25 protein-coding genes, 1 riboswitch and 1 other annotated feature are annotated in these 25,177 nt (G+C 31.7%); of the genes, 10 read left to right on the top strand and 15 right to left on the bottom strand.

Annotated elements, in window-relative coordinates; translation table 11 throughout:
• Positions 1 to 8 precede the first annotated feature (8 nt).
• The 7 genes from tagD to EYR00_RS06660 all read right to left on the bottom strand — a co-directional run bounded on the left by tagD (position 9) and on the right by EYR00_RS06660 (position 5,589).
• Entirely contained in the window at positions 9 to 395 is a 387-nt protein-coding gene (gene tagD / locus EYR00_RS06690; RefSeq protein WP_008791813.1) for a glycerol-3-phosphate cytidylyltransferase, read from the bottom strand.
• Between the two features lie 9 nt (positions 396 to 404).
• Positions 405 to 1,232: an ABC transporter ATP-binding protein gene (locus EYR00_RS06685; protein ID WP_008791814.1), complete on the bottom strand. Its 828-nt coding sequence runs from the start codon at positions 1,230 to 1,232 to the stop codon at positions 405 to 407.
• 9 nt (positions 1,233 to 1,241) lie between these two features.
• Positions 1,242 to 2,063 (bottom strand): ABC transporter permease, encoded by an 822-nt coding sequence (locus tag EYR00_RS06680; protein ID WP_003538083.1) that lies wholly within the window; start codon positions 2,061 to 2,063, stop codon positions 1,242 to 1,244.
• Between the two features lie 122 nt (positions 2,064 to 2,185).
• Positions 2,186 to 2,818: an orotate phosphoribosyltransferase gene (pyrE, locus tag EYR00_RS06675; protein WP_003538081.1), complete on the bottom strand. Its 633-nt coding sequence runs from the start codon at positions 2,816 to 2,818 to the stop codon at positions 2,186 to 2,188.
• 12 nt (positions 2,819 to 2,830) lie between these two features.
• Positions 2,831 to 3,538: an orotidine-5'-phosphate decarboxylase gene (pyrF, locus tag EYR00_RS06670; protein WP_003538080.1), complete on the bottom strand. Its 708-nt coding sequence runs from the start codon at positions 3,536 to 3,538 to the stop codon at positions 2,831 to 2,833.
• A gap of 339 nt (positions 3,539 to 3,877) precedes the next feature.
• Positions 3,878 to 4,483 carry a 30S ribosomal protein S4 gene (gene rpsD, locus EYR00_RS06665; RefSeq protein ID WP_008791878.1) on the bottom strand — a complete coding sequence of 202 codons (606 nt, stop codon included), beginning with the start codon at positions 4,481 to 4,483 and terminating at the stop codon, positions 3,878 to 3,880.
• A gap of 206 nt (positions 4,484 to 4,689) precedes the next feature.
• On the bottom strand, positions 4,690 to 5,589 hold the full coding sequence (locus EYR00_RS06660) for a magnesium transporter CorA family protein (protein ID WP_003538078.1): 900 nt from the start codon (positions 5,587 to 5,589) through the stop codon (positions 4,690 to 4,692).
• 99 nt (positions 5,590 to 5,688) lie between these two features.
• Between EYR00_RS06660 and EYR00_RS06655 the strand changes: the two genes are divergently transcribed.
• The 9 genes from EYR00_RS06655 (at position 5,689) to EYR00_RS06615 (ending at position 13,966) form a co-directional block, all read left to right on the top strand.
• A complete protein-coding gene (locus tag EYR00_RS06655) occupies positions 5,689 to 6,081 on the top strand; it encodes a DUF3783 domain-containing protein (protein ID WP_003538077.1) in 393 nt (130 codons plus the stop codon).
• Between the two features lie 136 nt (positions 6,082 to 6,217).
• Positions 6,218 to 6,802, top strand: coding sequence for a rubrerythrin (gene rbr, locus EYR00_RS06650; protein ID WP_003538076.1), 585 nt, complete (start codon positions 6,218 to 6,220; stop codon positions 6,800 to 6,802).
• A 127-nt stretch (positions 6,803 to 6,929) separates the two neighbouring features.
• A complete protein-coding gene (gene rsxC, locus EYR00_RS06645) occupies positions 6,930 to 8,258 on the top strand; it encodes an electron transport complex subunit RsxC (protein ID WP_003538074.1) in 1,329 nt (442 codons plus the stop codon).
• Entirely contained in the window at positions 8,258 to 9,184 is a 927-nt protein-coding gene (locus EYR00_RS06640) for an RnfABCDGE type electron transport complex subunit D (RefSeq protein WP_003538073.1), read from the top strand. Before rsxC ends, EYR00_RS06640 begins: the two co-directional genes overlap by 1 nt.
• Positions 9,184 to 9,816, top strand: coding sequence for an RnfABCDGE type electron transport complex subunit G (locus EYR00_RS06635; protein ID WP_003538072.1), 633 nt, complete (start codon positions 9,184 to 9,186; stop codon positions 9,814 to 9,816). Before EYR00_RS06640 ends, EYR00_RS06635 begins: the two co-directional genes overlap by 1 nt.
• On the top strand, positions 9,809 to 10,540 hold the full coding sequence (rsxE, locus tag EYR00_RS06630) for an electron transport complex subunit RsxE (protein ID WP_003538071.1): 732 nt from the start codon (positions 9,809 to 9,811) through the stop codon (positions 10,538 to 10,540). Before EYR00_RS06635 ends, rsxE begins: the two co-directional genes overlap by 8 nt.
• Entirely contained in the window at positions 10,541 to 11,113 is a 573-nt protein-coding gene (locus tag EYR00_RS06625; protein WP_003538070.1) for an electron transport complex protein RnfA, read from the top strand. It abuts the gene before it with no gap.
• Between the two features lie 15 nt (positions 11,114 to 11,128).
• Entirely contained in the window at positions 11,129 to 11,920 is a 792-nt protein-coding gene (locus EYR00_RS06620; protein WP_003538069.1) for an RnfABCDGE type electron transport complex subunit B, read from the top strand.
• A 300-nt stretch (positions 11,921 to 12,220) separates the two neighbouring features.
• On the top strand, positions 12,221 to 13,966 hold the full coding sequence (locus EYR00_RS06615; protein ID WP_003538068.1) for a 1-deoxy-D-xylulose-5-phosphate synthase: 1,746 nt from the start codon (positions 12,221 to 12,223) through the stop codon (positions 13,964 to 13,966).
• 409 nt (positions 13,967 to 14,375) lie between these two features.
• Here EYR00_RS06615 and EYR00_RS06610 read toward each other — a convergent pair whose 3' ends face one another.
• From EYR00_RS06610 to EYR00_RS06595, 4 genes are all read right to left on the bottom strand, one after another.
• The gene (locus tag EYR00_RS06610) at positions 14,376 to 14,639 is read right to left on the bottom strand and encodes a hypothetical protein (RefSeq protein ID WP_003538066.1); all 264 of its coding nucleotides are present in this window, start codon (positions 14,637 to 14,639) and stop codon (positions 14,376 to 14,378) included.
• Between the two features lie 241 nt (positions 14,640 to 14,880).
• Complete coding sequence (gene leuS / locus EYR00_RS06605) at positions 14,881 to 17,277, bottom strand: leucine--tRNA ligase (RefSeq protein WP_003538065.1); 2,397 nt, start codon at positions 17,275 to 17,277, stop codon at positions 14,881 to 14,883.
• Positions 17,278 to 17,313: 36 nt separating this feature from the next.
• Positions 17,314 to 17,521 (bottom strand) — a binding site (T-box leader).
• 51 nt (positions 17,522 to 17,572) lie between these two features.
• On the bottom strand, positions 17,573 to 19,444 hold the full coding sequence (locus EYR00_RS06600) for an ABC transporter ATP-binding protein/permease (protein WP_003538063.1): 1,872 nt from the start codon (positions 19,442 to 19,444) through the stop codon (positions 17,573 to 17,575).
• Between the two features lies 1 nt (position 19,445).
• Positions 19,446 to 21,290 carry an ABC transporter ATP-binding protein/permease gene (locus EYR00_RS06595; protein WP_003538062.1) on the bottom strand — a complete coding sequence of 615 codons (1,845 nt, stop codon included), beginning with the start codon at positions 21,288 to 21,290 and terminating at the stop codon, positions 19,446 to 19,448.
• 37 nt (positions 21,291 to 21,327) lie between these two features.
• On the opposite strand from EYR00_RS06595, the gene mnmL reads away from it, so the two are divergent.
• A complete protein-coding gene (gene mnmL / locus EYR00_RS06590; protein ID WP_003538061.1) occupies positions 21,328 to 22,272 on the top strand; it encodes a tRNA modification radical SAM protein MnmL/YtqA in 945 nt (314 codons plus the stop codon).
• Positions 22,273 to 22,294: 22 nt separating this feature from the next.
• Here mnmL and hpf read toward each other — a convergent pair whose 3' ends face one another.
• The 4 genes from hpf to EYR00_RS06575 all read right to left on the bottom strand — a co-directional run bounded on the left by hpf (position 22,295) and on the right by EYR00_RS06575 (position 24,795).
• Positions 22,295 to 22,825: a ribosome hibernation-promoting factor, HPF/YfiA family gene (gene hpf, locus EYR00_RS06585; protein ID WP_003538060.1), complete on the bottom strand. Its 531-nt coding sequence runs from the start codon at positions 22,823 to 22,825 to the stop codon at positions 22,295 to 22,297.
• 126 nt (positions 22,826 to 22,951) lie between these two features.
• On the bottom strand, positions 22,952 to 24,094 hold the full coding sequence (metK, locus tag EYR00_RS06580; RefSeq protein WP_003538059.1) for a methionine adenosyltransferase: 1,143 nt from the start codon (positions 24,092 to 24,094) through the stop codon (positions 22,952 to 22,954).
• 66 nt (positions 24,095 to 24,160) lie between these two features.
• A riboswitch (SAM riboswitch) is annotated at positions 24,161 to 24,262 on the bottom strand.
• Positions 24,253 to 24,387, bottom strand: coding sequence for a hypothetical protein (locus EYR00_RS15835; protein WP_003538058.1), 135 nt, complete (start codon positions 24,385 to 24,387; stop codon positions 24,253 to 24,255). It overlaps the preceding riboswitch by 10 nt.
• Before the next feature lie 156 nt (positions 24,388 to 24,543).
• Positions 24,544 to 24,795: a NifU family protein gene (locus EYR00_RS06575; RefSeq protein ID WP_003538057.1), complete on the bottom strand. Its 252-nt coding sequence runs from the start codon at positions 24,793 to 24,795 to the stop codon at positions 24,544 to 24,546.
• Between the last annotated feature and the right edge of the window lie 382 nt (positions 24,796 to 25,177).

Below are 25,177 nucleotides of genomic sequence, written 5' to 3'. Positions count from 1 at the left end.
CTTTACACCTATTTATGTAGATCGTCCTTAATTTTTGTTGTTGAAATACCATCAGTTCTTGGTAAATAGACAACTTCACAGTAATCCTTTAAAAAATCAAATTTACCTTCCCAATCATCACCCATTACAAATACATCTACATCATGTTCTTGAACATCTTTAATTTTTTGATCCCAAGATTCCTCAAAAATAACTTCATCAACGTATCTAATCGCCTCTAAAATCAATTTTCGATCATGATCACTATGATATGCCTTTTTCCCCTTCTGCGCATTAAATGCATCACTACTTACCGCAACAATCAAGTAATCACCCAGCGCTTTTGCTCTTTTAATAATATTCAAATGACCTACATGAAATAAATCAAATGTTCCGTATGTAATAACCTTCTTCATTATTTTCACCTATCCTTTTATCCGATCTAAAACTTTTTCCCAAAATCCAATTTGAGGATTTTGAACAATTCGTTTTTTAAATTTATTATCTCTTATTTTAGCCTTTTCTTTGTTCGTTAAACTGTTATAGTAATCAACATATTCACCATAATGATCACATACTTCCCCGACTTCACCATATTCTTTTAACATTCCTCCCTCAATCCACATTGCTGTTTGACAAAAATTTCGAACTTGAGGCAATGAATGTGAAATAAATATAATCGTTTTACCTTCATCTTTTAATTCATTCATTTTATTTATGCACTTTTGTGCAAAACCTTTATCACCTACCGATAAAGCTTCATCAACGATAATAATATCTGGATTTAAATATAAAGAGATTGAAAAACCAAGTCGTGATTTCATCCCGCTAGAATATTTTTTTACAGGTTGATATAAAAAGTCTCCTAGCTCCGCAAATTCAATAACACCATCAATAATCTCCTGAATCTGCTTTTTTGATAGTCCTAATAAAGCACCTTTAACATTAATGTTTTCTAAACCTGTTAGCTGTTTATTTAAACCGGTATTAATAGCAACCAATGATTGTTCACCATTAATATGCATGACACCCTCATCGATTTCGCTAATTCCCGCCAAGATAAGTGACAGAGTTGATTTTCCTGAGCCATTAGTTCCTAAAATCCCTACTACTTCCCCTTGTGGAATTTCAAAACTAATATTTTTTAAAGCATAAAATCTTTTTGTTTCACTACTTTTAGTATTACCATCATTTTTCTTTTTCAATTTATATATTTTTGAAACATTTTCAAATTTAATTGCGTAATTTTCCATTTCTACCACCTAGATCATATCAATAAATTTATGTTTGAATTTATACATCATATAACAGCCAACAACAAACAGTATTCCAGTAATCCCCCAGAAAGCCAGCATTTGTTTCCAATAATGCATAAATCCAAGGTGATATAAAAAACAATCTCGATACCCACATACAATATAATAGATTGGATTGATTTTCATGACAAAACGAATAATATCAAACAATAACGTCTGTTCACTAAAACGAGAAATCGGCCATAAAATAGGTGTTAAATATAAAATCAAACGCATACACGCTAAAATCAACTTACGAGTATCTCGAGCAATCATATTAAGCACAGATGTAATCATCGCTAAACTCACAGCAAAACAGCAGGCCGCAAAGCAATAATATATAATTCCCAACCACTCGATTGATGGATAGACACCTTGAGTACAATAAAAAATAATCATTAAAAGCAATATACAGGCATGATTAAATAATTCCTTTAAAACTACCGTAGCTGGTAAAACACTAACTGGAAATTTCATTTTAGTAATTACACCCGTCTTTGAAAAAATGGCATTAGCCCCTTGAGTAATACAAGGATTAATAAAAAACCAAACAACCATTCCCGCCAACATCCATTGAATAAAAGGAATTCCATCTACATCTTTACGATTCATTACTAAACCAAAAACAAAATAATATGTTAAAATTTGAATCAATGGATTAGCAAAATTCCAAAAAATCCCCAAACGGGAATCACGAATATCAGATAATAATTCATATTTCGAAATTGAATATATTCTAAATAAATTTGAGAAATTCTCTTTTAGAACATATTTAATACTTTTTAGCATTTTCTACCTCCAAAGCTACTTTTATTTACAACAATAGCATTATAATTATAGCACAATGATAATGCAATTAAAATATCTTTATTTTAGGGGGAAAATATAAAAAAAGAAGGTGTTTTTACCTTCTATTTACTCATCCAGCTTTCGTCACTTGGATCTTTTTTCCAAGCCTTTAATTTTTCCATATCAGCTTCTTTAATATAGTCATTTTCTTTTGCTACACCGATCAATGTATCATAATCAGTCAATGTTACATATTTACATTCAGCCGCTTCAAAATTAATTGTTGCTTTTGGTAATCCATATGTGAAAATAGCAATCATTCCAATTACTTCGCAACCGGCTTCTTTTAGCGCTTCAACGCATTCTAATGAACTCCCCCCCGTTGAAATCAGGTCTTCTACCACAACAACTTTCATGCCGGGTTCTACTTTTCCTTCGATCCGATTGTTACGACCATGGCTTTTTGCCCCACCACGGACATATCCCATTGGTAATTCCAAAATATCTGCCACTAATGCAGCATGAGCAATTCCCGCAGTAGCTGTTCCCATTAAGCATTCTGCTTCTGGAAAATTTTCTTGAACTAATTTAGCTAGTCCAGTTTCTACATCTTTACGAACTTTTGGATATGATAATGTTAAACGATTATCACAATAAATCGGTGATTTAATTCCACTAGCCCATGTAAATGGTTCATTTGGTCTTAAAAAAACCGCTTGAATATCTAATAAATCTTTAGCAATTAATTCTTTCATTATTCTTCTCCTCTACCCTTGAAAATCTTGATATACTTTTTTATATGTTGCGTATGGATCAGCAGATCCAGTAATCGTTCTACCTACTACGATATAACTAGATGTTAATTCGCGTGCCATCGCCGGAGTAGTAACCCGTTTTTGATCATTTACGCTATCATCAGCTAAACGAATTCCTGGCGTTACTGTTATGAATTCCATTCCTAAATTATCATGAATCACTTTAGATTCTAATGGTGAACAAACAACACCATCAAGTCCTGCTTCTTTAGCATTAGTAGCCCACTTTAAAACGACATTTTCTAATGTATCGTTAATTAAAAGCTCGTTATCTAGCACTTCTTGATCAAGTGACGTTAAACATGTAACGGCGATACATAAAGGTCGTTTATCACCTGTCTTGCCTGCTTCTAATCCTTCAATTGCAGCTTTCATCATTGCGATACTTCCTGAAGCATGAACATTGACCATATCTACTTCTAATTTTGCTAGTTGCTTCATTGCACTTTTTACAGTATTAGGAATATCATGTAATTTTAAATCTAAAAAAATGTTATGTCCCATTTCTTTAATCATTTTGATGATTTCAATACCTTCACCATAAAATAGTTCCATTCCAACTTTTACATATAGTTTTTCATCATTGAATTTTTCCAAAAATTCTTTTACTTCTGCCTTATTTTGAAAATCCAAGGCAATACAAATTCTACTATCTGTCATACATACCTCCACATTAATTTGATTATATCAAATTATCAAAATTAATACATTATTAAATTAATTTTTTATGCAAATACTTTTTTCAATTTTATATGATTTTTTCTTAGGGTTATCCGGAATATCATTTTAATTATTTTAATTTAAACCAATAAAAAATAATTTTCTTACCATTTTATAAATAATTATAATTGCTATCAACCTGTGCGCTCGTTCTTTAAACAGGATGGCAAAACTGTCGTTTTAAACCAGCAATTAATAATCTAACGAAGAATCAAATTCAAAAAAAAGTATATCCTAACTTCTGCATAGTTAAGATATACCAGTTTAATCCCGTAGGGATTATCCCATACGGTTATAGTATTCAACGATTAATGACTCATTGATTTCTTGATTTAATTCAGATCTTTCTGGTAAACGAGCAAGTTTTCCAGTTAATTTAGTATCATCAACTTCTACAAAAGCAGGAGTATGTACTCTAGCTTCTAAGCTAGCTTTAATGATTGCTAAATTTTTAGATTTTTCTTTAACTTCAATAACATCTCCAACTTTAACGCGGAATGATGGAATATCAGTCTTAATTCCATTTACTAAGAAATGACCGTGGTTTACTAATTGTCTTGCAGCTCTTCTTGTAGGTGCAAATCCTAATCTGTAAACAACATTATCTAATCTTCTTTCTAATAAGCAGAAGAAATTATAACCATGGATACCTTCCATTTTACCTGCTTGTTTGAATGTGTTATGGAATTGTTTTTCATTTACTCCATACATATGTCTTACTTTTTGCTTTTCAGCTAATTGTAAACCATATTCTGTTTGTTTTTTTCTTTTTTGACCATGTTGACCTGGAGCATAAGCTCTCTTATTTAATTCTTTACCATTTTCTAAAGTAGAGAATCCTAAACGACGAGATAATTTCCATTGAGGTCCTGTGTAACGTGACATTTGTCTTCCTCCATTTATTGTTTTATTTGCATAAAACAATAACATTGCATAGATTATTTGAATTGTGTTTATATTAAGTATTTCACTTTGCAGCTAGCTACTCTACAAACTTAAGTTATAAACGCTCTTTTCAAAACTCTATGTGCTGCTATCATTTGTTGCTTATTTACTATACCTTTTTTTATTGACTACGTCAACATTTTTTTCTAAAAGAATTTTTTCTTTTTCAAAATTAACATTTCAATAATTACAACTAAAATACTTGCTCCAATAACAATAATATAACCATAAGGATTATTTAACTCTGGCATATTTTTAAAATTCATTCCATACCATCCTGTGATAATCGATAACGGGAAGAAAATAGTTGTTGCAACTGTTAAAACAGTCATAATTTTATTTTGGTGGGTATCAATTTTATTTTGATACATTTCCTTTATTTGCAAAGAATAATCTTTTAAAGCATTTAACTGGTTATCCAAACGATCAATCCTACGTGCCTGCATGCTGAATAAATGACATTCATAATCATTTAAGAAATCTGATTCATTATCACTTAAAATATCGATCATATCCCCCAACTGATTATAATAGGAATTTAAAATTAATAGTTCTTTACGCAGCAAGATTATCTCATTATTTATTTGACTATTGAAATTAAAAGCTATTTTGTCTTCGATGACCTGTAAACGATCAGCATATTCTTGTAAATACATTCCATCATCAACAGTTATTAAGAAAATCAAATCATGAAAAAATTTGTTCAAACTTAGACGATTATTAGTATATGTATCTTTCATTTTTTCAATAAGTTTCATCACATAATCGTTATCATCAATAAAAATCATTTTTTGTTCTGTTAAATAAAAACTAAAACAATGTTTTATTTTTAAATCCTTTTTGTCAGGTATAACAAACGCTCCGCAAATCACATCGTAAAATAATTCTACTTTACAGTACATAATATCCCCAATATGCCTAATCACATGGTTTGCATGATTTTCCTTTTGATACTGGTTTATGAAATCTTCTTTACTAAGAATATCAATAACTAAGCTTCCTTCTTTATAACTATTTGTAATTTCTTTTTCTAAATAATACCGCATTATCTCACCTACCCGAATAAATTATAGCACATTAAGTCAACTTAGTTGAACGTTAACCATAAATATGATAACCTATTAAACGAAAGCGAGGCAATACATATGCAAGAAACTGTATTATTATACAATATTGATAAAACTGATGCTGGTAAAGCAATTATTTCAATTCTTGAAAAACTGAATGTTGAAGTAATCATTGTTAAATCAAGTGATTTAATGAGCCCGATTGGGTATATTTTAGGTGCTGATAATTTTGAACGTGGAACTGAAGCATTAACAGAGATTCCACAAGATGACATGATGGTTATGGCTGGTTTTGAAGATAAACAAGTTGATTTGCTATTACAAATTTTTAAAGAAGCAAACATTCCTTTCATTCCGTTAAAGGCAATTGTAACTCAAACAAATGTAAATTGGACATTTATGCAATTATTGAAAAATGTTAAAACTGAATATATGGAATTAACTGGAATGAATAAAGATATGAACAACTAGATTATTTGTCTTGTTAGCAGTATCTATATCAGCGTTATAATATTTTAATTATTATTAAAGAGATTATTTGATTCTTAGAAGATTAAGTTTAATCTTCTTTTATTTTGTTAAAAATAAAAGTGGAGGTAACTTATATATGGAAACAAAAACCAAAACAAATTTATTAAGAGCTTTTGCTGGTGAATGTCAAGCTCGAATGCGTTATGAAATGGCTGCTAAAGTCGCAGGTAAGAATGGAATGGCTATTTTACAAGATATGCTTTATTTTACTGCAAATCAAGAGAAAGAGCATGCGATAGTTTTTTACAATTATCTTAAAGATGTTTTTAAAGATGCTAATGTTTCAATGGAGGCTAATTATCCTGTTGATCTAGATCAGGATTTAAGTTCGTTATTAGAACAAGCAGCACAACACGAATACGATGAAGCAACATCTATCTACAAGCAATTTGGTGATGAAGCTAAAGAAGAAGGTTATGTTGAAATTGCAACAACTTTTTACATGATTTGTGAGATTGAACACTATCACCATGAACGTTTTAAAAAATATCATAATTTATTAACCAGTGGTAAATTATTTAATGACCAGTCTACTGTAAAATGGATGTGTATGAACTGTGGTTTTATTTATGAAGGTACTGATGCACTAACGATCTGCCCAGTTTGTAAACACCCACAAGGTTATAGTCTACGTCTTGATGAATCTCAATTTCATTTATAAACTAGTAAAAGCAATCCTCTTGAAAGGATTGCTTTTTAAGTTAATTTTTTAACTTGTCTAAACTATTTAATATTAATTATAAAAAGTCTATAATTAAAATATAGTCCAAAAAAGGAGTTTAATTCAAATGAGAATACTAAGTTTTAAAGGCGGAATCCATCCCCATGATAATAAAAGTCTTTCCGCCAATCATCCAATCAAACTATTAAATCCTGGTGATGAACTGATTTATCCATTATCACAGCATATTGGTGCTCCAGCTAAAGCTATCGTTGCTAAAGGTGATCATGTTTTAGTTGGCCAAATTATTGCTAATGGAAACGGTATGATTTCTGCCAATGTTGCTAGTTCTGTCTCTGGAACCGTTAAAACAATTGATTTACGACTTGCCCCTACTGGTTTTTTTGTTGATTGTATCGTTATTACTAACGATCACCAATATCAAAGTATTCCAGAATACAACACAACAAATGATTATCATAATTATAGCAGTATGCAAATTCGTGAACTTATCGCTCACGCAGGAATTGTTGGTTTAGGTGGCGCCGGCTTCCCCAGCGCAATAAAAAATACCCCTAAAGATGATGACTCAATTAAATATGTAATTATCAACGGTGCAGAATGTGAGCCCTATTTAACTTCTGACTATCGTTTAATGCTAGAAGAAACAGATAAATTAATCGCTGGCATCAAAATTCAATTACAGTTATTTAAAAATGCCAAAGCAATTATTGCTATTGAAGATAATAAGCCAGAAGCATTAGCTCATTTAAAAAAAGTCGTTGTAGATGAAGATAAAATTGAAATAGCAGCCTTACCAACAAAATACCCTCAAGGAAGTGAACGCGTATTGATTAAAGTATTAACTAATCAAACAATTGTAGATGGGATGTTGCCAGCTGATGTTGGCTGTATTGTCAGCAATGTTGCATCTATTATTGCTATCTATGAGGCCGTTGCCTTAAATATTCCACTAATTGAAAAGATTGTAACGGTAACTGGTGATGCAATCTTTCAACCACAAAATTTTAAGGTTCGCCTAGGAACTAAATATCAGACCCTTGTTGACGCTTGTGGAGGTTTTAAAATACATCCTCAAAAAATCATTTCTGGTGGTCCCATGATGGGTACTGCTTTATTTAATTTAGATGTACCAGTTTCTAAAACTTCTTCTGCTTTAGTTTGCCTAAGTGAAGATGAAGTATCTAAAACCGCTCCAACTGCGTGCATTCACTGCGGCCGATGCGTCGATGTTTGCCCTATCGGTCTTATTCCACAATTACTATACCGTTATGCCAGAACAGGCGATAAAGAAAACTTTTTAAAGGTTCACGGCAACGATTGTATGGAGTGCGGCTGCTGTACCTTCACATGTCCTGCAAAGCGAAACATGACACAATCATTTAAAAAAATAAAAAAAGCAATTAATGACGATCGCAAGAAAGGAGCAAAATAATGGATAATTTATTTAATGTGTCTACTGCTCCCCATATTCGTAGTTCAATTACAACTAAAAATATTATGTATGACGTAATCATTTCTTTATTACCAGCAACTTTTTTTGGAATTTATCAATTTGGATTTAATGCGTTTCTTGTTATTACAACTGCTATTATTACAGCTGTTCTAAGTGAATATTTGTATCAACGATTGATGAAGCTGCCAGTCACGATTAAAGACGGCTCCGCAGCCATCACAGGCTTATTATTAGCGTTATGCCTATCAAGCTCATTGCCATTGTGGATGGTTGCTTTGGGAAGTATATTCGCAGTTATAATTGTTAAGCAACTTTTTGGTGGACTTGGTCAGAACTTTATGAATCCTGCTTTAGCAGCTCGATGTTTTTTATTAATTTCATTTGCCGGAAAAATGAACAGCTTTGTTAGCATCGACGCAAGTACTAGTGCTACTCCGCTGGCAATGATACAAAATGGACAAAATGTCAATCTTCTCAAAATGTTTATAGGAAATACTAGTGGTACGATTGGTGAAACATCAGTAATTGCTCTGCTTTTAGGCGCTGTCTACCTAATTTATCGAAAAGTAATTAGTCCTAAAATACCGTTGTGTATCCTATTTTCATTTTCTTTAATCATTTTGATCAATAATAACTTTAACAGTCTATTTTTATTACAACAAATTTGTGGTGGCGGTTTAATGATTGGGGCATTTTTCATGGCTACTGACTATGTGACAAGTCCGATTACTCCAACCGGTAAAATTATTTATGGACTGGTTATTGGAATATTAGCTGCTGTTTTTAGGCTCTATGGTAATACTCCTGAGGGAATGTCATTTGCTATTATCATTACTAATTTACTTGTCCCTTTGATTGAAAAAGTAACAGTGCCTAAAATAAAAGGTAGTGGAGGTAAAGCATAATGAAAAAAAATCTTCTAAAAGATATTCTCGTTTTTGTTGTAATTACAGTTGCTGCTAGTTTATCTCTAGCTATGGTTAATTCTATTACCAAAGACCCAATTGCTAGACAAAATGAAAAAATCATACAAGATTCTTATCGAAGTGTTTTTAAAGAAGGTCAAAATTTTGATAATAATAAACAAATAAATCAACTTGTTAAAAATTTTCCTAATGTTATAAAAGACAAAAAATATAACTTTGGTGAAAATGGCATTGTGATAGACGACGTTTTAGTCGTTACAAATGATAAAAAAGAATTAATAGGACATGTTGTCAAAGTCACTACTGAAGATGGTTATGGCGGTGATATCACATTAGTTGTTGGAATTGATACTAATAATGAAATTACGGGAATTGAAGTCCTCTCAATTGATGAGACGGTTGGATTAGGAATGAATGCTAAAAATGATAATTTTAAAAATCAATATTATCATAAATCAGTAACTGATTTTAAAATCACCAAAACTGGTAAGCAAAATGAAGATGAAATTGATGCTCTAAGCGGAGCTACAATTACTTCATCAGCTTTTAACAATGCTATTAACGGAGCCTTAGCAATCAACCAGGAAATCAAGGAGGCTAATCATGAATAAATATGTTGAACGTCTTTATAATGGAATCATAAAAGAAAATCCAACTTTGATTTTAATGTTAGGAATGTGTCCTACTCTTGCAGTAACAACTTCTTCTGTCAATGGATTAGGAATGGGCTTAACAACGATGATTGTCCTTGCCGCATCAAATTTTATGATTTCGTTCTTACGAAAAATAATCCCTGAAAGAATGCGAATTCCTTCTTATATCGTAATTGTCGCTTCAATGGTAACAATTGTCCAATTACTATTACAAGCATATTTGCCTTCATTATATGATACATTAGGGATCTATATTCCTCTAATTGTGGTTAATTGTATCATTTTAGGACGAGCTGAAGCTTACGCTTCAAAACATAGTTGCGTTTTATCGTTATTTGATGGTGTTGGTATGGGGCTAGGTTTTACGCTTGCACTGACTTGTATTGGTTTAATTAGAGAAATGTTGGGCAGTGGTACTTTTTTTGGAATTGAGTTTGCGCCACTTTTTAAAGATTTAGTTGGCACTAATATTTATAGCTTTTTTGCTCATCTTGAACCTGTAACTATCTTTGTAATGGCACCTGGCGCTTTCTTTGTTTTAGCTGGTCTAACGGCTATTCAAAACCGTTTAAAACTGCCAAGTGCAACTAATAAAAACAAAGATGGTAATTGTAATCATGATTGTCTTCATTGTCGTAGCAGTGATGAAAAGGCACTTTGTGATTTAAAGGAGGAAAAATAAATGACGGGAATGATTTTATTATTAATTAGTGTCGCTTTAGTAAATAATGTTGTCTTAAGTCAATTCTTAGGTCTATGTCCTTTTTTAGGAGTATCAAAAAAAATTGAAACAGCAGCAGGAATGGGTGGTGCTGTCATCTTTGTAATGTCTATTGCTTCAATTGCAACAAGTTTAGTTTACAAAATACTAGTACTCTTCCATTTAGAATATTTAAACACTGTTACCTTCATCTTAGTTATTGCTGCTTTGGTGCAGCTAGTTGAAATGTTCTTAAAAAAATATAGCTCTGGCTTATATAGTTCTTTGGGAGTATATCTTCCTCTTATCACAACTAACTGTGCCGTTTTAGGAGTTGCTATCACAAATGTTCAAAATAATTATGATATTTTGACAAGTCTTGTTTGTAGTTTTGGAACAGCTGTTGGATTTACGATTGCCATCGTTATTATGGCTGGGATACGTGAAAAAATCGCTGATAATGATATTCCTGTTTCATTCCAAGGTTCCCCCATTGTACTAATCACAGCAGGACTGATGGCAATTGCATTCATTGGCTTTTCAGGTCTAATATAAGGAGGAGAATATAAGATGAATGAAATTATAATTGCGGCCATTATTGTAGGTGCAATCGGTTTACTTATTGGTATTCTTCTGACAATTGCTAGTGAAAAATTTGCCATTACTGTTAATGAAAAAGAAATTCAAATTCGTGAAGAACTTCCTGGAAATAATTGTGGGGGGTGTGGCTATCCCGGATGTGACGGGCTAGCCAAAGCAATTGTTGCTGGTGAAGCAAAGATCAATCAATGTCCTGTTGGAGGAAAAAGTGTAGCTGACGCCATTGCAATGATCATGGGAGTAGAAAGTGAAGAAACAATGCGAATGACAGCATTTGTTCGTTGCGGTGGTACTTGCGAAAATGCAACGATTCAGTACTTATATCACGGTATCAAAGACTGTAATAACGCAGCCATCGTCCCTGGTGGTGGAGATAAACAATGTAGTCACGGCTGCATGGGATACGGCAGTTGTGTCAGAGAATGTGAATATAATGCCATTTCAATTATTGATGGGGTTGCCGTTATCAATCCAGACTTGTGCCAAGCATGTGGTAAATGTCTTAGAGTCTGTCCAAATAATGTAATTACTTTGATTCCATATCAAAAACAGGCAGTAGTAAAATGTAATTCAAATGAACCAGCTCTCCGAGCTCGTAAAAATTGCGCTGTTAGTTGTATTGGCTGTGGTATATGTGCTCGTAATTGTCCTAATAATGCAATTATTATTGAAAACTCTTTAGCACGGATTGATTATACTAAATGTACAAATTGCGGACTTTGCAAAGAAAAATGTCCTCGAAAATGCATTATAACTGCTTAAAATTATATTAATCAAATGAAAAAGGTGACTTTGTGTAGTGAACTTCATTGTATCAAAAAATCACCTTTTTTACTTATCACTTTTCACTTATCATAAAATTACTAATTAATCTACTCTATACTTCATTCTTTTATTATACTTATTTTCCTCTATTAATAAATATGTTCAGTACAGTAATTCTAATTATCATCTCATAAACTACTTTAATTTTTCTCTTGACTTGAAGTAAACTTCAAGATGTATGATATTATCACCTATAAAAAGTATTTTTTATAGTATCTAGTTATATGGGAGGTAAATATGTTTTTAGAAAAAATAGACGATACAAACGATCTTAAAAAATTGAATAGAAAAGAATTAAAAGAACTTGCTAACGAAGTTAGAGCAGCATTGATTAATAAGATTAGTAAAGCCGGCGGACATAGTGGTCCCAATTTAGGGATGGTAGAAATGACAGTAGCTTTACATTATGTTTTTGATTCACCAAATGATAAATTCGTTTTTGATGTTTCCCATCAGTCTTATCCACACAAAATATTGACCGGCAGAAAAGAGGCATTTCTAGATGAAGAACATTTCCATGACGTAACAGGATATACCAACCCACTTGAAAGTGAACATGACATGTTTACAATTGGTCACACTTCTACATCTGTATCACTTGCTCTTGGGTTAGCAATTGGAAGAGATTTGAATAAAAAAGCCGAAAATATTATCGCTATTATTGGCGATGGTTCTTTATCAGGTGGAGAAGCACTAGAAGCTATCGATTATGCAGGCGAATATAATAAAAACTTGATCATTATCGTTAATGACAATGATCAAAGTATTGCCGAAAATCATGGCGGTATTTATCAAACGCTTAAAGAATTACGAGACACTAACGGAACAAGTAATAACAATATATTTACATCATTTGGTCTTGATTATAAATACTTAGATGATGGGCATGATATCGAAAAATTAATTGAATTATTTGAAAGTGTTAAAAATATCGATCACCCTATCGTATTGCATATCCATACAATCAAGGGAAAAGGATTACCATATGCAGAGGTAAACAAGGAAGCTTGGCATGCTGGTGGTCCATTTAATGTTGCTGATGGAACATATAAATTTGTTGATGAAGATGATCAAACCCTATTCGATAGCTTGACTAACTTATTAAATGCAAATAAAAAGGCTATTGTTGTAAATGCCGGTACACCGATGGGGCTAGGATTCATCGAACCTGTAAGAAAAGAATATGTCGAACGTGGACAATTTATTGATGTTGGCATTGCTGAAGAAAATGCTATGGCAATGATTAGCGGGATTGCTAAAAATGGCGGAATACCTGTCTTTGGAACTTTTGCTCCTTTTTTACAACGTACATATGATCAGCTATCTCACGATTTATGTCTGAACAATAATCCAGCAACAATTCTTGTTCTATCCGCTGGAGTCTATGGGATGAATTCAAATACTCATATAGCTTTATGTGATATTGCAATGTTTGCACATATTCCAAATTTAATCTATTTAGCGCCGACAACTAAAGAAGAGTATTTACAAATGTTTAAATATGCAACTACCCAAAAAGATCATCCAATTGCAATCAGAGTCCCAGTACAAATGATTGAAAGTGGTCAAGAAGACACAACTGATTACTCTATCCATAATAAATCTCAAATTGTTCAACAAGGTAATGATATTGCTATTATCGGAGTAAGTAATCTGCTTCCATTAGCCTTAAAAACAGCTCAAAAATACAAAGAGGATACCGGTAAAAATATCACTGTAATAAATCCAAAATTTCTAACAGGTTTAGATGAAGAATTACTAAATGACTTGACTAATAATCATCGTCTTATTATTACTTTAGAAGATGGTGAATTAGAAGGTGGATATGGGCACAGAATAAGCAGTTTCTACGGTATGACAGAGATGAAAGTCAAGAATTATGGTATCTCCAAGGCCTTTCATACTGATTTTAATGCTGATGAATTATTAGCTCAACATGGTATATCCGTTGATCAATTAGTGACTTATATGAAAAATAGCTAAAAACTATATATTATTGTTTTATATATAATTCTCATTAGTATACAATAAAATTAATAATGTATTTAAAAAAGGCTGTAACGTCTAAAGTGAACTGCAACCTGTCAAATAGACAATTGAAAAAATATAAAATTTTTCCTGCCGGTAGATTATCTACTGGCAGTTTTTATGCGATTTGCAAATAAATTTTATGTTTTTCGATTCTGATATAATAATGGAATTCTGTTACATCTGTGAGCCGTTTCTCATTTAGTGCATCGGTAGTAAACTCTCGATTAAGTAAATTTTTAGCTATATATTGAGGATTTACAGCCTGTCCTGTACATCCATTAGTAGAGTATTTAATAGTTGATTTGATATTAAGTAGTACGTAGTACTCGTTTATCATTAACATCAATGTCATGATAACATTCTAGATCATCTCTAATTCTTCATTATCCTCTATCTGGTGACTCTGTATGGAGCTTTTCAATCTCATCAGTAATCCGTCTGTTTTTTTGTTCGTTTTCAGAGCTTTCTCTGTACAACCTCCAAATGCAGTTTTTCTTCCTTTTGTCATAATAGTGTGTTCTCCTATTTCAGATGATTTTAACTCTTCATGATTATTATACTTCTTTATCCAGAGTTGTAACTTCAATCTTGGACAAATTCCGTATTTTTTACAAATATCATCCAAGGAACCACGACCATCTAAATAATCTAAAACAGCTTGCTGACACCAAACATAGATACAATTCGATTTTGGCTTTCTTTTCCATCTAGATACAAATTTACAGCATATACCTTATCCTCAATGGATATTTTTCTTTTAGACATAAAATATGCTTCCTCCTAAGTGACAAGTTTTTATTATTTCACTTGTCTCCCCAGAAAGAAGCATATCAATTTTAATGCGTTACAGTTTCCTTTATTTATAACTATTTAACAACAATATTGACAATTTTGTTTTTTACAACAATCACTTTTACAATATTTTTACCCTCAGTATGAGCTTTAACATTTTCTTGTTCAAACGCAATTTCCTTCACAGCTTCATCATCAGTATCTTTAGTCACTTGAATCTTGGCTCTAAGTTTCCCGTTAACTTGAACACCCATTTCAACTGTCTCGCTCACTAACATATTTTCATCATATGTTGGCCAAGTTTCATATGCAATCGAACTATCATGTCCCAACATTTGCCACATTTCTTCACAAATATGAGGAGCAATGCAAGAAAGCATTTTGATAAAATTAAATGCATACTCTTTATATACTGTCTCTGCTTTATAGCATTCATTAATGAAGATCATCATTTGTGAAATAGCAGTATTAAATCCTAATGTTTCAAAATCATCTGTAACCTTTTTAACTGTTTGATGATATACACGGTCAAGACTATGATCATTTTCATCACTTAATTTATCTTGTTCGATAAATAAACGATATACCCGATCTAACCATTTACGTGAACCGTCTAATCCATTTGTTGACCAAGGAAGAGCAGCTTCCAATGGTCCCATAAACATCTCATATAATCTTAATGAATCTGCACCATGAGAAGCAACAATATCATCAGGATTAACAACATTACCACGTGATTTAGACATTTTTTCATTATTATCTCCAAGAATCATTCCTTGATGGAATAATCTTTGCCATGGCTCTTTACATTTCACTACTCCAGCATCATACAATACTTTATGCCAAAAACGAGAATATAGTAAGTGTAATACAGCATGCTCAGCACCACCTACATACAAATCAACAGGCAACCACTTTTCTAACAATTTAGGATCACAAATAACTTCACTATTATGTGGATCAATATAGCGAATATAGTACCAGCAAGATCCTGCCCATTGAGGCATTGTATTAGTTTCACGACGACCTTTTTGACCATCAATCTCTACTTCCAACCAATCTTCACAGTTAGCTAATGGTGATTCACCACTATCATGGGGTTGAAAATTCTTAGTAGCTGGCAATTCTAATGGTAATTCTTCAACCGGAACGGTTCTCATTGTTCCATCTTCCATATGTACGATTGGAATTGGCTCACCCCAATAACGTTGACGAGAAAATAACCAGTCTCTTAACTTATAAGAAATTTTCTTTTCTCCACACTTATGCTCTTCTAACCAGGCAATCATCTTATCAATCGCTTCTTGTTTTCCTAGTCCATCTAACCATTGAGAATTAATATGTAATCCATCTTCAGTATAAGCGGCTTCTTCAATATTTCCGCCTTCTAAAACAGGTATGATCTCAATTCCAAACTTTTTAGCAAATTCCCAATCGCGATCATCATGTGCTGGTACTGCCATAATTGCACCAGTTCCATAACTTGCTAGTACATAATCAGAAATCCAGATAGGAATTTTCTTACCATTAACAGGATTAATTGCATACGCTCCTGTAAAAACACCTGTTTTATCTTTGTTTAGTTCAGTTCTTTCTAAATCTGATTTACTTGCACAACTTTCTTTATAAGCTTCAATAGCTTCTTTTTGTTCCAATGTAGTAATTTCAGCTACATATGGATGCTCAGGTGCCATAACACAATAAGTTGCACCAAATAAAGTGTCGCAACGAGTTGTAAAGACTGTAAATATTTTATCTGTTCCATCAATCCTAAAATCAACATTAGCTCCAACTGATTTTCCAATCCAATTTCGCTGCATTTGTTTTGTTGCTTCAGGCCAATCAAGATCATCTAAATCTTCAAGCAATCTTTCAGCATATTCAGTAATTTTTAAAACCCATTGCCGCATCGGCTTACGGATAACCGGATATCCCCCACGTTCACTTTTTCCATCAATAACTTCTTCATTTGCTAAAACAGCTTTAAGTTCTGGACACCAGTTTACAGGAATTTCATCTACATAAGCAAGACCGGCATCATAAAGTTTTGTAAAAATCCATTGTGTCCATTTATAATATTCAGGATCACTAGTTGCGATTTCTCTATCCCAATCATATGAGAAACCTAAAGATTTAATTTGTCCCTTAAATACCTCAATATTCTTTTTAGTAAATTCAGCTGGATGATGTCCTGTTTGAATAGCAAACTGCTCTGCAGGAAGTCCAAATGAATCAAATCCCATTGGATGTAAAACATTGTATCCTTGCATTCTTTTCATTCTTGAAACAATATCTGTTGCAGTATACCCTTCTGGATGCCCTACATGTAAACCATTCCCTGACGGATATGGAAACATATCCACACAATAATATTTTGGTTTACTATCATCGTAGCAGTCTGTTTTAAATGTTTTATGCTCATCCCAATATTTTTGCCATTTCGGCTCGATTTGTTTGTGATCAAACGGCATTTTATAATTCCTCCTTAAAATAAAAAAATCATCCTATCTAAGGACGACTTTTAATCGCGTTACCACCTTAGTTCCAAGTCTAAAAGACCTAGCCCTCAAAACTTTAACGCAGTTAACGACAACGACTACTTAATTCCCCGCTGCATCTCCTAGGTGAGTTCATAACCCGTTTTATCAGTTTCCACCAGCCACTGATTCTCTATAAAAAACGTCAATTACTACTAGTCCTATTCATCGACTTTCAAATACTAGAATATTATAACATAAAAAGGCTGATATGCAACAAATTTTATTACTAATAATTTGGTTGTTTTAATGCTTTAATAGGATCTAACCGGCCTGCCAAAAAGGCGGGAATATAGCTACTGCACAATCCAAAACATAATGCTCCTAAATAGATAGCAATTACTAACTGATAATCAATTTGAATAAACACTCCTGATAAATCAAGCTGCAGCTCATTTTCAACAAGCTGATTAATTAAATTAACTAATTGATAAAAAAATACATAAGAGCAGATAAACGCTCCACTAATTAAAGTAAAACTTTCTAATAAAACTAAATTCATGATCTGTAATTTACTCGCACCCATACATTTAAAAATACCGATATCTTTTGTTTTTTCTATAACAGACAAATATAACACTTCCCCAATTAAGAAACATGCTGCTACTATAGCCAATAAAGAAAATAGTAAAAGAACTCTTTGAATTTGTAACATAAATGTATCTATTCTTTCATTAATATTTTCTCCTGCAACTTTAAATTCAAATTGACTATACTGATCTTCTAAATCCATTAAAAGATCATCAAGATCCGCTTTGCTATTTAAATTGATCATAGCTAATTGAAACAATAATTGTTTCTTATCAATCGCAAAAGCTTGGCTAATATGATCGAGATTAGCTAATTCATTAATATAGATTGTGTCAAAAGTAGTTACATCTTTCCCTATTCCAACAACAGTGAGTGAGACTCCTTTAATTTGATCGTCCTTTAAATAATATCCATATAATTGTTGATTCAATAATTTTTGATAATCAGGATTAAGATGTGTTGCCGTTGTTTTTGATAAAACTATTTCATTACTATTTTTTGTTTCACGTCCTATTTCCAAATTCCTACTTTTTATTGGTTTAGTCATATCACTGATATAAATTGTTTTTTCAACTTCATAATCACTTTGCAGTGATACTCCCATAAATTCATAATCGGCTGGTTCCCCATAGATAAATTCATTCATATCTAAATTTGATAATGAAAGTAACTCATGATAACTAAGTAATTTTTTATGTACATTCTGAATCGAAATTAGTTGATTTGGAAATATAGAATCAAGCTGTCTTTTTATTTGGGTTTGTAATGATCCACTCAGTGTAAAGGTAATCATAATACAAATCAAAGCTACTGTAATACCAGATGATATTTTTAAATTTCTACCCAAATTAGCACGATATTGTAACAATGCCAGTTGATATAATTTTAATGGTGAATGCTGTTTGACTAAACGCGAATAAAAATGATTATTTTTATCCCGGCGATACTTCCCAATCAATTGTCCATTTTGCATAGAAAAGCATTGATCAGCATATTGATAAGCTAATTGCTCATTGTGTGTTATAACAATGACAAGTCGTTCCTTAGCTTCTGCATGTAATAATTCAAAAACCATCTTTGCATTTTTATCATCTAGAGAACCTGTTGGCTCATCACACAATAAAATATCAACATTTTTAATCATCGCCCGAAGTAATGCAACCCGTTGTTTTTGTCCACCAGATAAGATTTTGACCCTTTTTTTATTCAGTTTTCGGAGTTCTAATTTTTCTTCTTGATCTTCAACTGCTCTTTTATATGAAATTTTAGTAAAAAATTTTGCTAACAAATAATTTTCTTTGACATTTAGCCAATTAATTAAATTGAAATCCTGAAAAATAAAACCAATATGCCTACGACAATACTTTTTAATTTTTCGAATATCTTGATGATCAAATAATATTTCTCCTTCATAATCTTGATCTATTCCACCAATTAGATTTAATAATGTTGTTTTTCCGCATCCAGAATTTCCTACTATTATGATCAATCCCGTACTTGGTAATATTATGTTTAAATTTTTAATAATAGTTTCATCATATCTTTTAGTTAAATTTTTAATTTCCAGCATTTTAGTTCTCCTTTAACAATATGCTAATATCCATTCTGTTTATTTTAAGACTAGCTTGTAACCCTGCTAAATAACATGCAATTATATAAATAACAATCAACACTACATATAAATCATATTTTGTAAAAATATATTTCGGTAAGACAAACAACCTTGGAATGTTAAATAAATAATCACTTAAATCAAATAGCTCAATTAATCTTAATACGCCCATTGCTAAGATTGCTCCCGCACTTCCAATCAGCCCTCCTATCAAAATTGCTTCACGACAAAATAAATTAATTGCTTTACCTTTACCAAGACCATTAGCCAATAAAAGACTAGTATCTCTTTTTCGTTCAATAAAAATTGTTTTAAGAATAACTGAAATTAAAATTAATGAAATAGCAAAACTAATTACAATAAATAAGAAAATCACAAATCTAGTGATATCAAAAATTGATCGATAGTTGTCAATATAATCACCGTGTAGATTAATCAGCAAATAATCTTTTTGATATTCTTTTATCACAGCATCTACTTGATCACTATGAAATATTAAAACTGTTTTATCCAGGCAATCATCACTTAACTCTTCTTCTAAATACTGTTGTTCTAAATAAAGATTAACCCCTATATTAATATGATCATTAATGATTCCACTAATAGTGAATTCATATTCATCATCATTAATTTCAAAATTAATTCTCTCGCCTATTTTTAATTTATACTTCTTTGCCGTTGTCTGATTAATTAATATTTGATTCTCTTTTGAAGGATATTTCCCAGAAATATAATCTAACTTTTTAGTTTTAAATATCTGATATACCTCAACGTCTAACTCTTCATCATAACTGCTTAAAATTCCATTACTAAATACTAATTTGTAAGCAACATTTGCTATTTTATTATTCTTCTCAAATTTTTTAATTTCTTTGCGTTCAAAGATATTATTAATATAATCATTTTTTGAAACTTCAATAACTCTTTTTAATGGGTCTTCTTCAAATTTTTTTTCTAAATATTGCCATCCACCATTAAAAGCACTTAATAATAAAACAAAAGCTAGAATAATAAATATTTGTGATACAAACATCATTATTATCTTTTTAAATTGATATTTGAGTTGCCTTTTACAATAAAAAAGCAGTCGACCTAGCTGCTTTTTTATGATTATTGGTGAATATTTATGATATCGTTCATTACTAAAATTATAATAATTCTTTTTTTTATCAAGATCTACAATCATTTTTGTATATTGTTTAATTAATCGAGAATTATGCGAAATAACAATCACTAAATGCTCCTTGGCATACCTTTTTAAAAGTCTCATCACTTCAATACTTAATTTATCATTTAATGCTCCAGTTGGTTCATCTGCTAAAAGAATTGGTGTATTACACAAGAAAGCTCGAACCAATCCAATTCGCTGCTTTTGACCACCCGATAGTTCATCGGGATATCTTTCCAACAATTCAACTACTTTTAAAGTTCGACAATACTCCTCCAATTGACCAGACACTTGCTTTAAATCAATACCTTTTATTTTTGTAATTAAGATTAAATTCTCTTTTATTGTTAAAGCATTGACTAAATTATAAAATTGGTAAACATAACTAATATAATCACGTTGATACATTCTAATTTGTTGATAGTTGAGCCTATGCCCATCAATTAATACCTGACCATTGCATGGACGCTCAATTCCCGCAATAATGTTTAACAAAGTCGATTTCCCTGTACCACTTTGACCAATGATTCCTATCATCCCTCTACTTGGAAATTTAATTGTTAGATCATCAATAACGCGTTGTCTCTTTTTTCCATACTTATAAAATTTAGTAATATTAATAAGTTGTAATGCCATAACGTCCTCCTTATGTTATAATAGCAATGGTGATAAAATGAACTTATTTAAATATAGTGATGATAATAAACGCTATCATACTTTTAATTATTATCTGAAAAATAAATATCAAAGTAAAGTTGCCAAAGTTAGTTTGAATGCGGGCTTTACTTGTCCAAATCGCGACGGTACTAAAGGCACGGGCGGCTGTATTTTTTGTAGCAGCACTGGTTCAGGTGATTTTGCCGGAAATATCCAGGATTCATTAGAAATACAATTTAGTAATGTTAGTTTGCTTCTTCAAAATAAATGGCCAAATTGTAAATATATTGCTTATTTTCAAGCCAATACTAATACATACGGCCCATTAAAAAAAATCAAAGCTTGTATCGAGCCATTTATCAATAAAAAAAATGTGGTTGCAATCAGCATCGCAACTCGGCCAGACTGCTTGGAAACCGATGTTTTAAATTATTTAGCAGAAGTTAATAATCGCTGCGATTTATGGGTCGAATTAGGTTTACAGACCATTCACGATCAAACAGGTGAACTAATCAATCGTGGCCATAATTATCAAGACTTCCTAGACGGCTTGAATAAATTACGAAAATTAAAAATTAATGTCTGTGTACATATTATCAATGGTCTACCTGGTGAAACATATGAAATGATGCTTGAAACAGCAAAGGCGGTTGGGCAGTTGGACATTCAAGCCTTAAAGATCCATATGCTTTATGTCATTGAAAAAACAAAATTACATCAGTTATATTTACAACAGCCTTTTAAAATCCTGAGTCGTGACGAATATATTGATTTAGTTGTCAAACAATTAAGTTACATCCCAGAAAATATTGTTATTGAAAGATTAACCGGAGATGGAAATATTTCAGATTTAGTCGCTCCCTTATGGTCAATTCGTAAAGTAACTATCTTAAATGATATTGATAAATTAATGGTTGCTAAAGATTATTATCAAGGTTGTAAAATAAAAAAGCCCATTTAGGGCTTTTTCTATTATTCAATTATTAATTACTAGTTTCAATTAAACCATAATCACCATCATTACGACGATATACGATACTAATTGAATCACTTTCAACATCACGATAAACGAAGAATGAATGACCAATCAATTCCATTTGCATGATTGCTTCTTCCATATCCATTGGTTTAGGGGTAATTGACTTAACCTTTACCAAGACATCTTCTTCAGATTCAACATCTTCAATTGAAGATAGGTTGAACGCAAGTTTATTATCTTTTGATTTACGACTTAGTCTAGTTTTGTACTTTCTGATTTGTCCTTCTAATTTGTCAACAACTAGATCCATAGCATTATATAGATCATCATCTACGACCTCTGCTCTTAAAAGTACATATTCAGTAGGAATCGTAACTTCAAGTTTTTGTCCATAAGGATAAACTCGACATAAAACTTTTGCTTCAACATTGTCACTTACGATGAAATACTTATCTAATTTAGATAGTTTTTCTGAAATCTTTGCTTCGATAGCCTCTGTGATTTCAATGTTTTTTCCTCTTACTGAGATTTTCATAAGAATTCCTCCTTTGTATAAACATATTATACAATATATATTTGTAAAATAACACTCAAATTATTGATAAAATTTCCCTAAATTTAACATAAACAAAAAACACTCGAATAAATCGAGCATTTTTATCTATAAATATTTTTTTAGAATTTCTACTTTATCTAACTCTTCCCATGGAAGATTGTTATCCCCACGACCAAAGTGTCCATAAGCAGCTGTTTTTAGATACAATGGTTGACGTAAATCTAACGTTTTAATGATTCCTCCTGGAGTTAAATCAAAGTTATCTCTGATTGCTTTTAGGATTATATCATGGTCAACATGTTCAGTTCCATACGTCTCAATAAAAATTGAAGTAGGTTCTTTAACTCCAATAGCATAAGAAACCTGAATTTCTAATTTATCACAAAGATTTGCCGCAACAATATTTTTAGCAATATAACGCAACATATAGGCAGCTGAACGGTCAACTTTGGATGGATCCTTTCCACTAAAAGCCCCACCACCATGGCGAGCAGCCCCACCATATGTATCAACAATAATCTTTCGCCCAGTTAAGCCAGTATCACCATGCGGTCCTCCAATAACAAAGCGACCAGTTGGATTGATCAGCACTTTATAATCAGTGTTTAAATTATATTTTCTTACAACTGCATCCATTATTTCTTCTTTAATATAACGTTTGAATTCAGTTTCATCAAAATCAGGATCGTGCTGAATCGACATTAAAATAGTATCAATTTTAGGAGTACTTTCGGTATAATCAATCGTTACTTGAGCTTTCATATCAGGACGGGCTGACTTAAATTCTCCAGTATCCTTTTTTTCAGTTGCATAACGAACCAAATGATGAGCAATTGAAATCGGCAAAGGCATATACCCTTTTGTTTCTTTACAGGCGTAACCAAACATGATTCCTTGATCACCTGCCCCACCCACTTCGTCATTTGTTCCTAAAGCAATATCAGGAGACTGTAAATCCATTACTACCTGAACCTTGCAAGTCCGATAATCGATTCCTTTATCGCTATCATCATATCCAATGTCCTTTAAAACATCTCGAGCTACCTGCTCATAGTTAACTTCTGCAGTAGTTGTGATTTCTCCACCAATAACTACCAGATCAGTAGTAGCAAAAACTTCACAGGCCACACGTGAATTAGGATCTTCTTTTAAGCACGCATCAAGGATAGCATCACTAATTTGATCACAAACTTTATCAGGATGCCCTTTTGAAACTGATTCAGAGGTAAATAATACTTTTTCTTTCATTTTTCTTTCTCCTTCTACAAATAAAAAAGCTTCCTAAAGAGAAAGCATACATAGTTAGGAAGCCTTCTCTCATTGTTCAAGTATAAACTTGCTCAGTTAGGCACCTTCTAATTTAATATAGGGTTGCCACTACATCATCGATCTTCATCTAGTAGTTCTTAATAAGAGTCTTTTTTATTTATTTGTTCTATTTCTTCTTTAGTTAGTGACGTTATTACCTCAATAATATCGTCATCGAGTCCAATATCTAATAAGATACTGGCAATCATTTTTTGTTGCCTTACATTCTTCATATTATCACCTTAACTTAGTTTGCATAAATTAAAAAATAATATTCCTTAAAACAACAAATACATAATAATATATCTAAGACATTATTGCAAGCAATTTATTAGATACTAATATTTTAGCATGGAATGAATCTTTTTTTGTCTCAACTTTGTTTTAAATTAATACTCAGTTCCTTCTAAAATATTTTGCACTCCTAAAACTCCTGGTACTTCTTCCATTAAGATTTGCTCAACACCATCCTTTAAAGTTTCATCTAACATTGAACAACCCGCACAGGCACCTAACATCTTCACATAAACAATGCCATCTTTAAAATCTATTAATTCGATGTCACCACCATCACGATTTAAGTACGGTCTTAATTTGTTAATTACTTTTTCTACTTCTTCAATTGTACTTGTATTTTCCATTGTCCTTCACTCCTTTAGCACTTATCTATTTTACCACAAAAAAATTATTTTTAAATAAATATACACTTTAATTAAGAAAATTACTAGGATAATATGATTTTAACTAAAAACCATAAAAATCACTTGGATGATCTATATTATAATCGACTAACTGTCGGATGAAAAACACTGTAATGACGGTGTTGTAAAACAAGATACTTAATAAAGACCATTACTACTAAATATCCTATCTTCATCACTATTAATTCTTCATCACTATTAATTGTTTAACTTTTTTATTTTTTTTATATAAAAAAAATGACTGTTTTTCTTTTGCAAGAATATATCAGCTATTACGGGATAAAAAATAGTGCATTATTTTTTCATTCTTCTTTTTATTTTG

The organism is Thomasclavelia ramosa DSM 1402 (assembly GCF_014131695.1).
Taxonomy (GTDB): domain Bacteria; phylum Bacillota_I; class Bacilli_A; order Erysipelotrichales; family Coprobacillaceae; genus Thomasclavelia; species Thomasclavelia ramosa.
The sequence above is the reverse complement of the archived record's forward strand: the minus strand, read 5'-3'. Positions and strand labels throughout refer to the sequence as shown.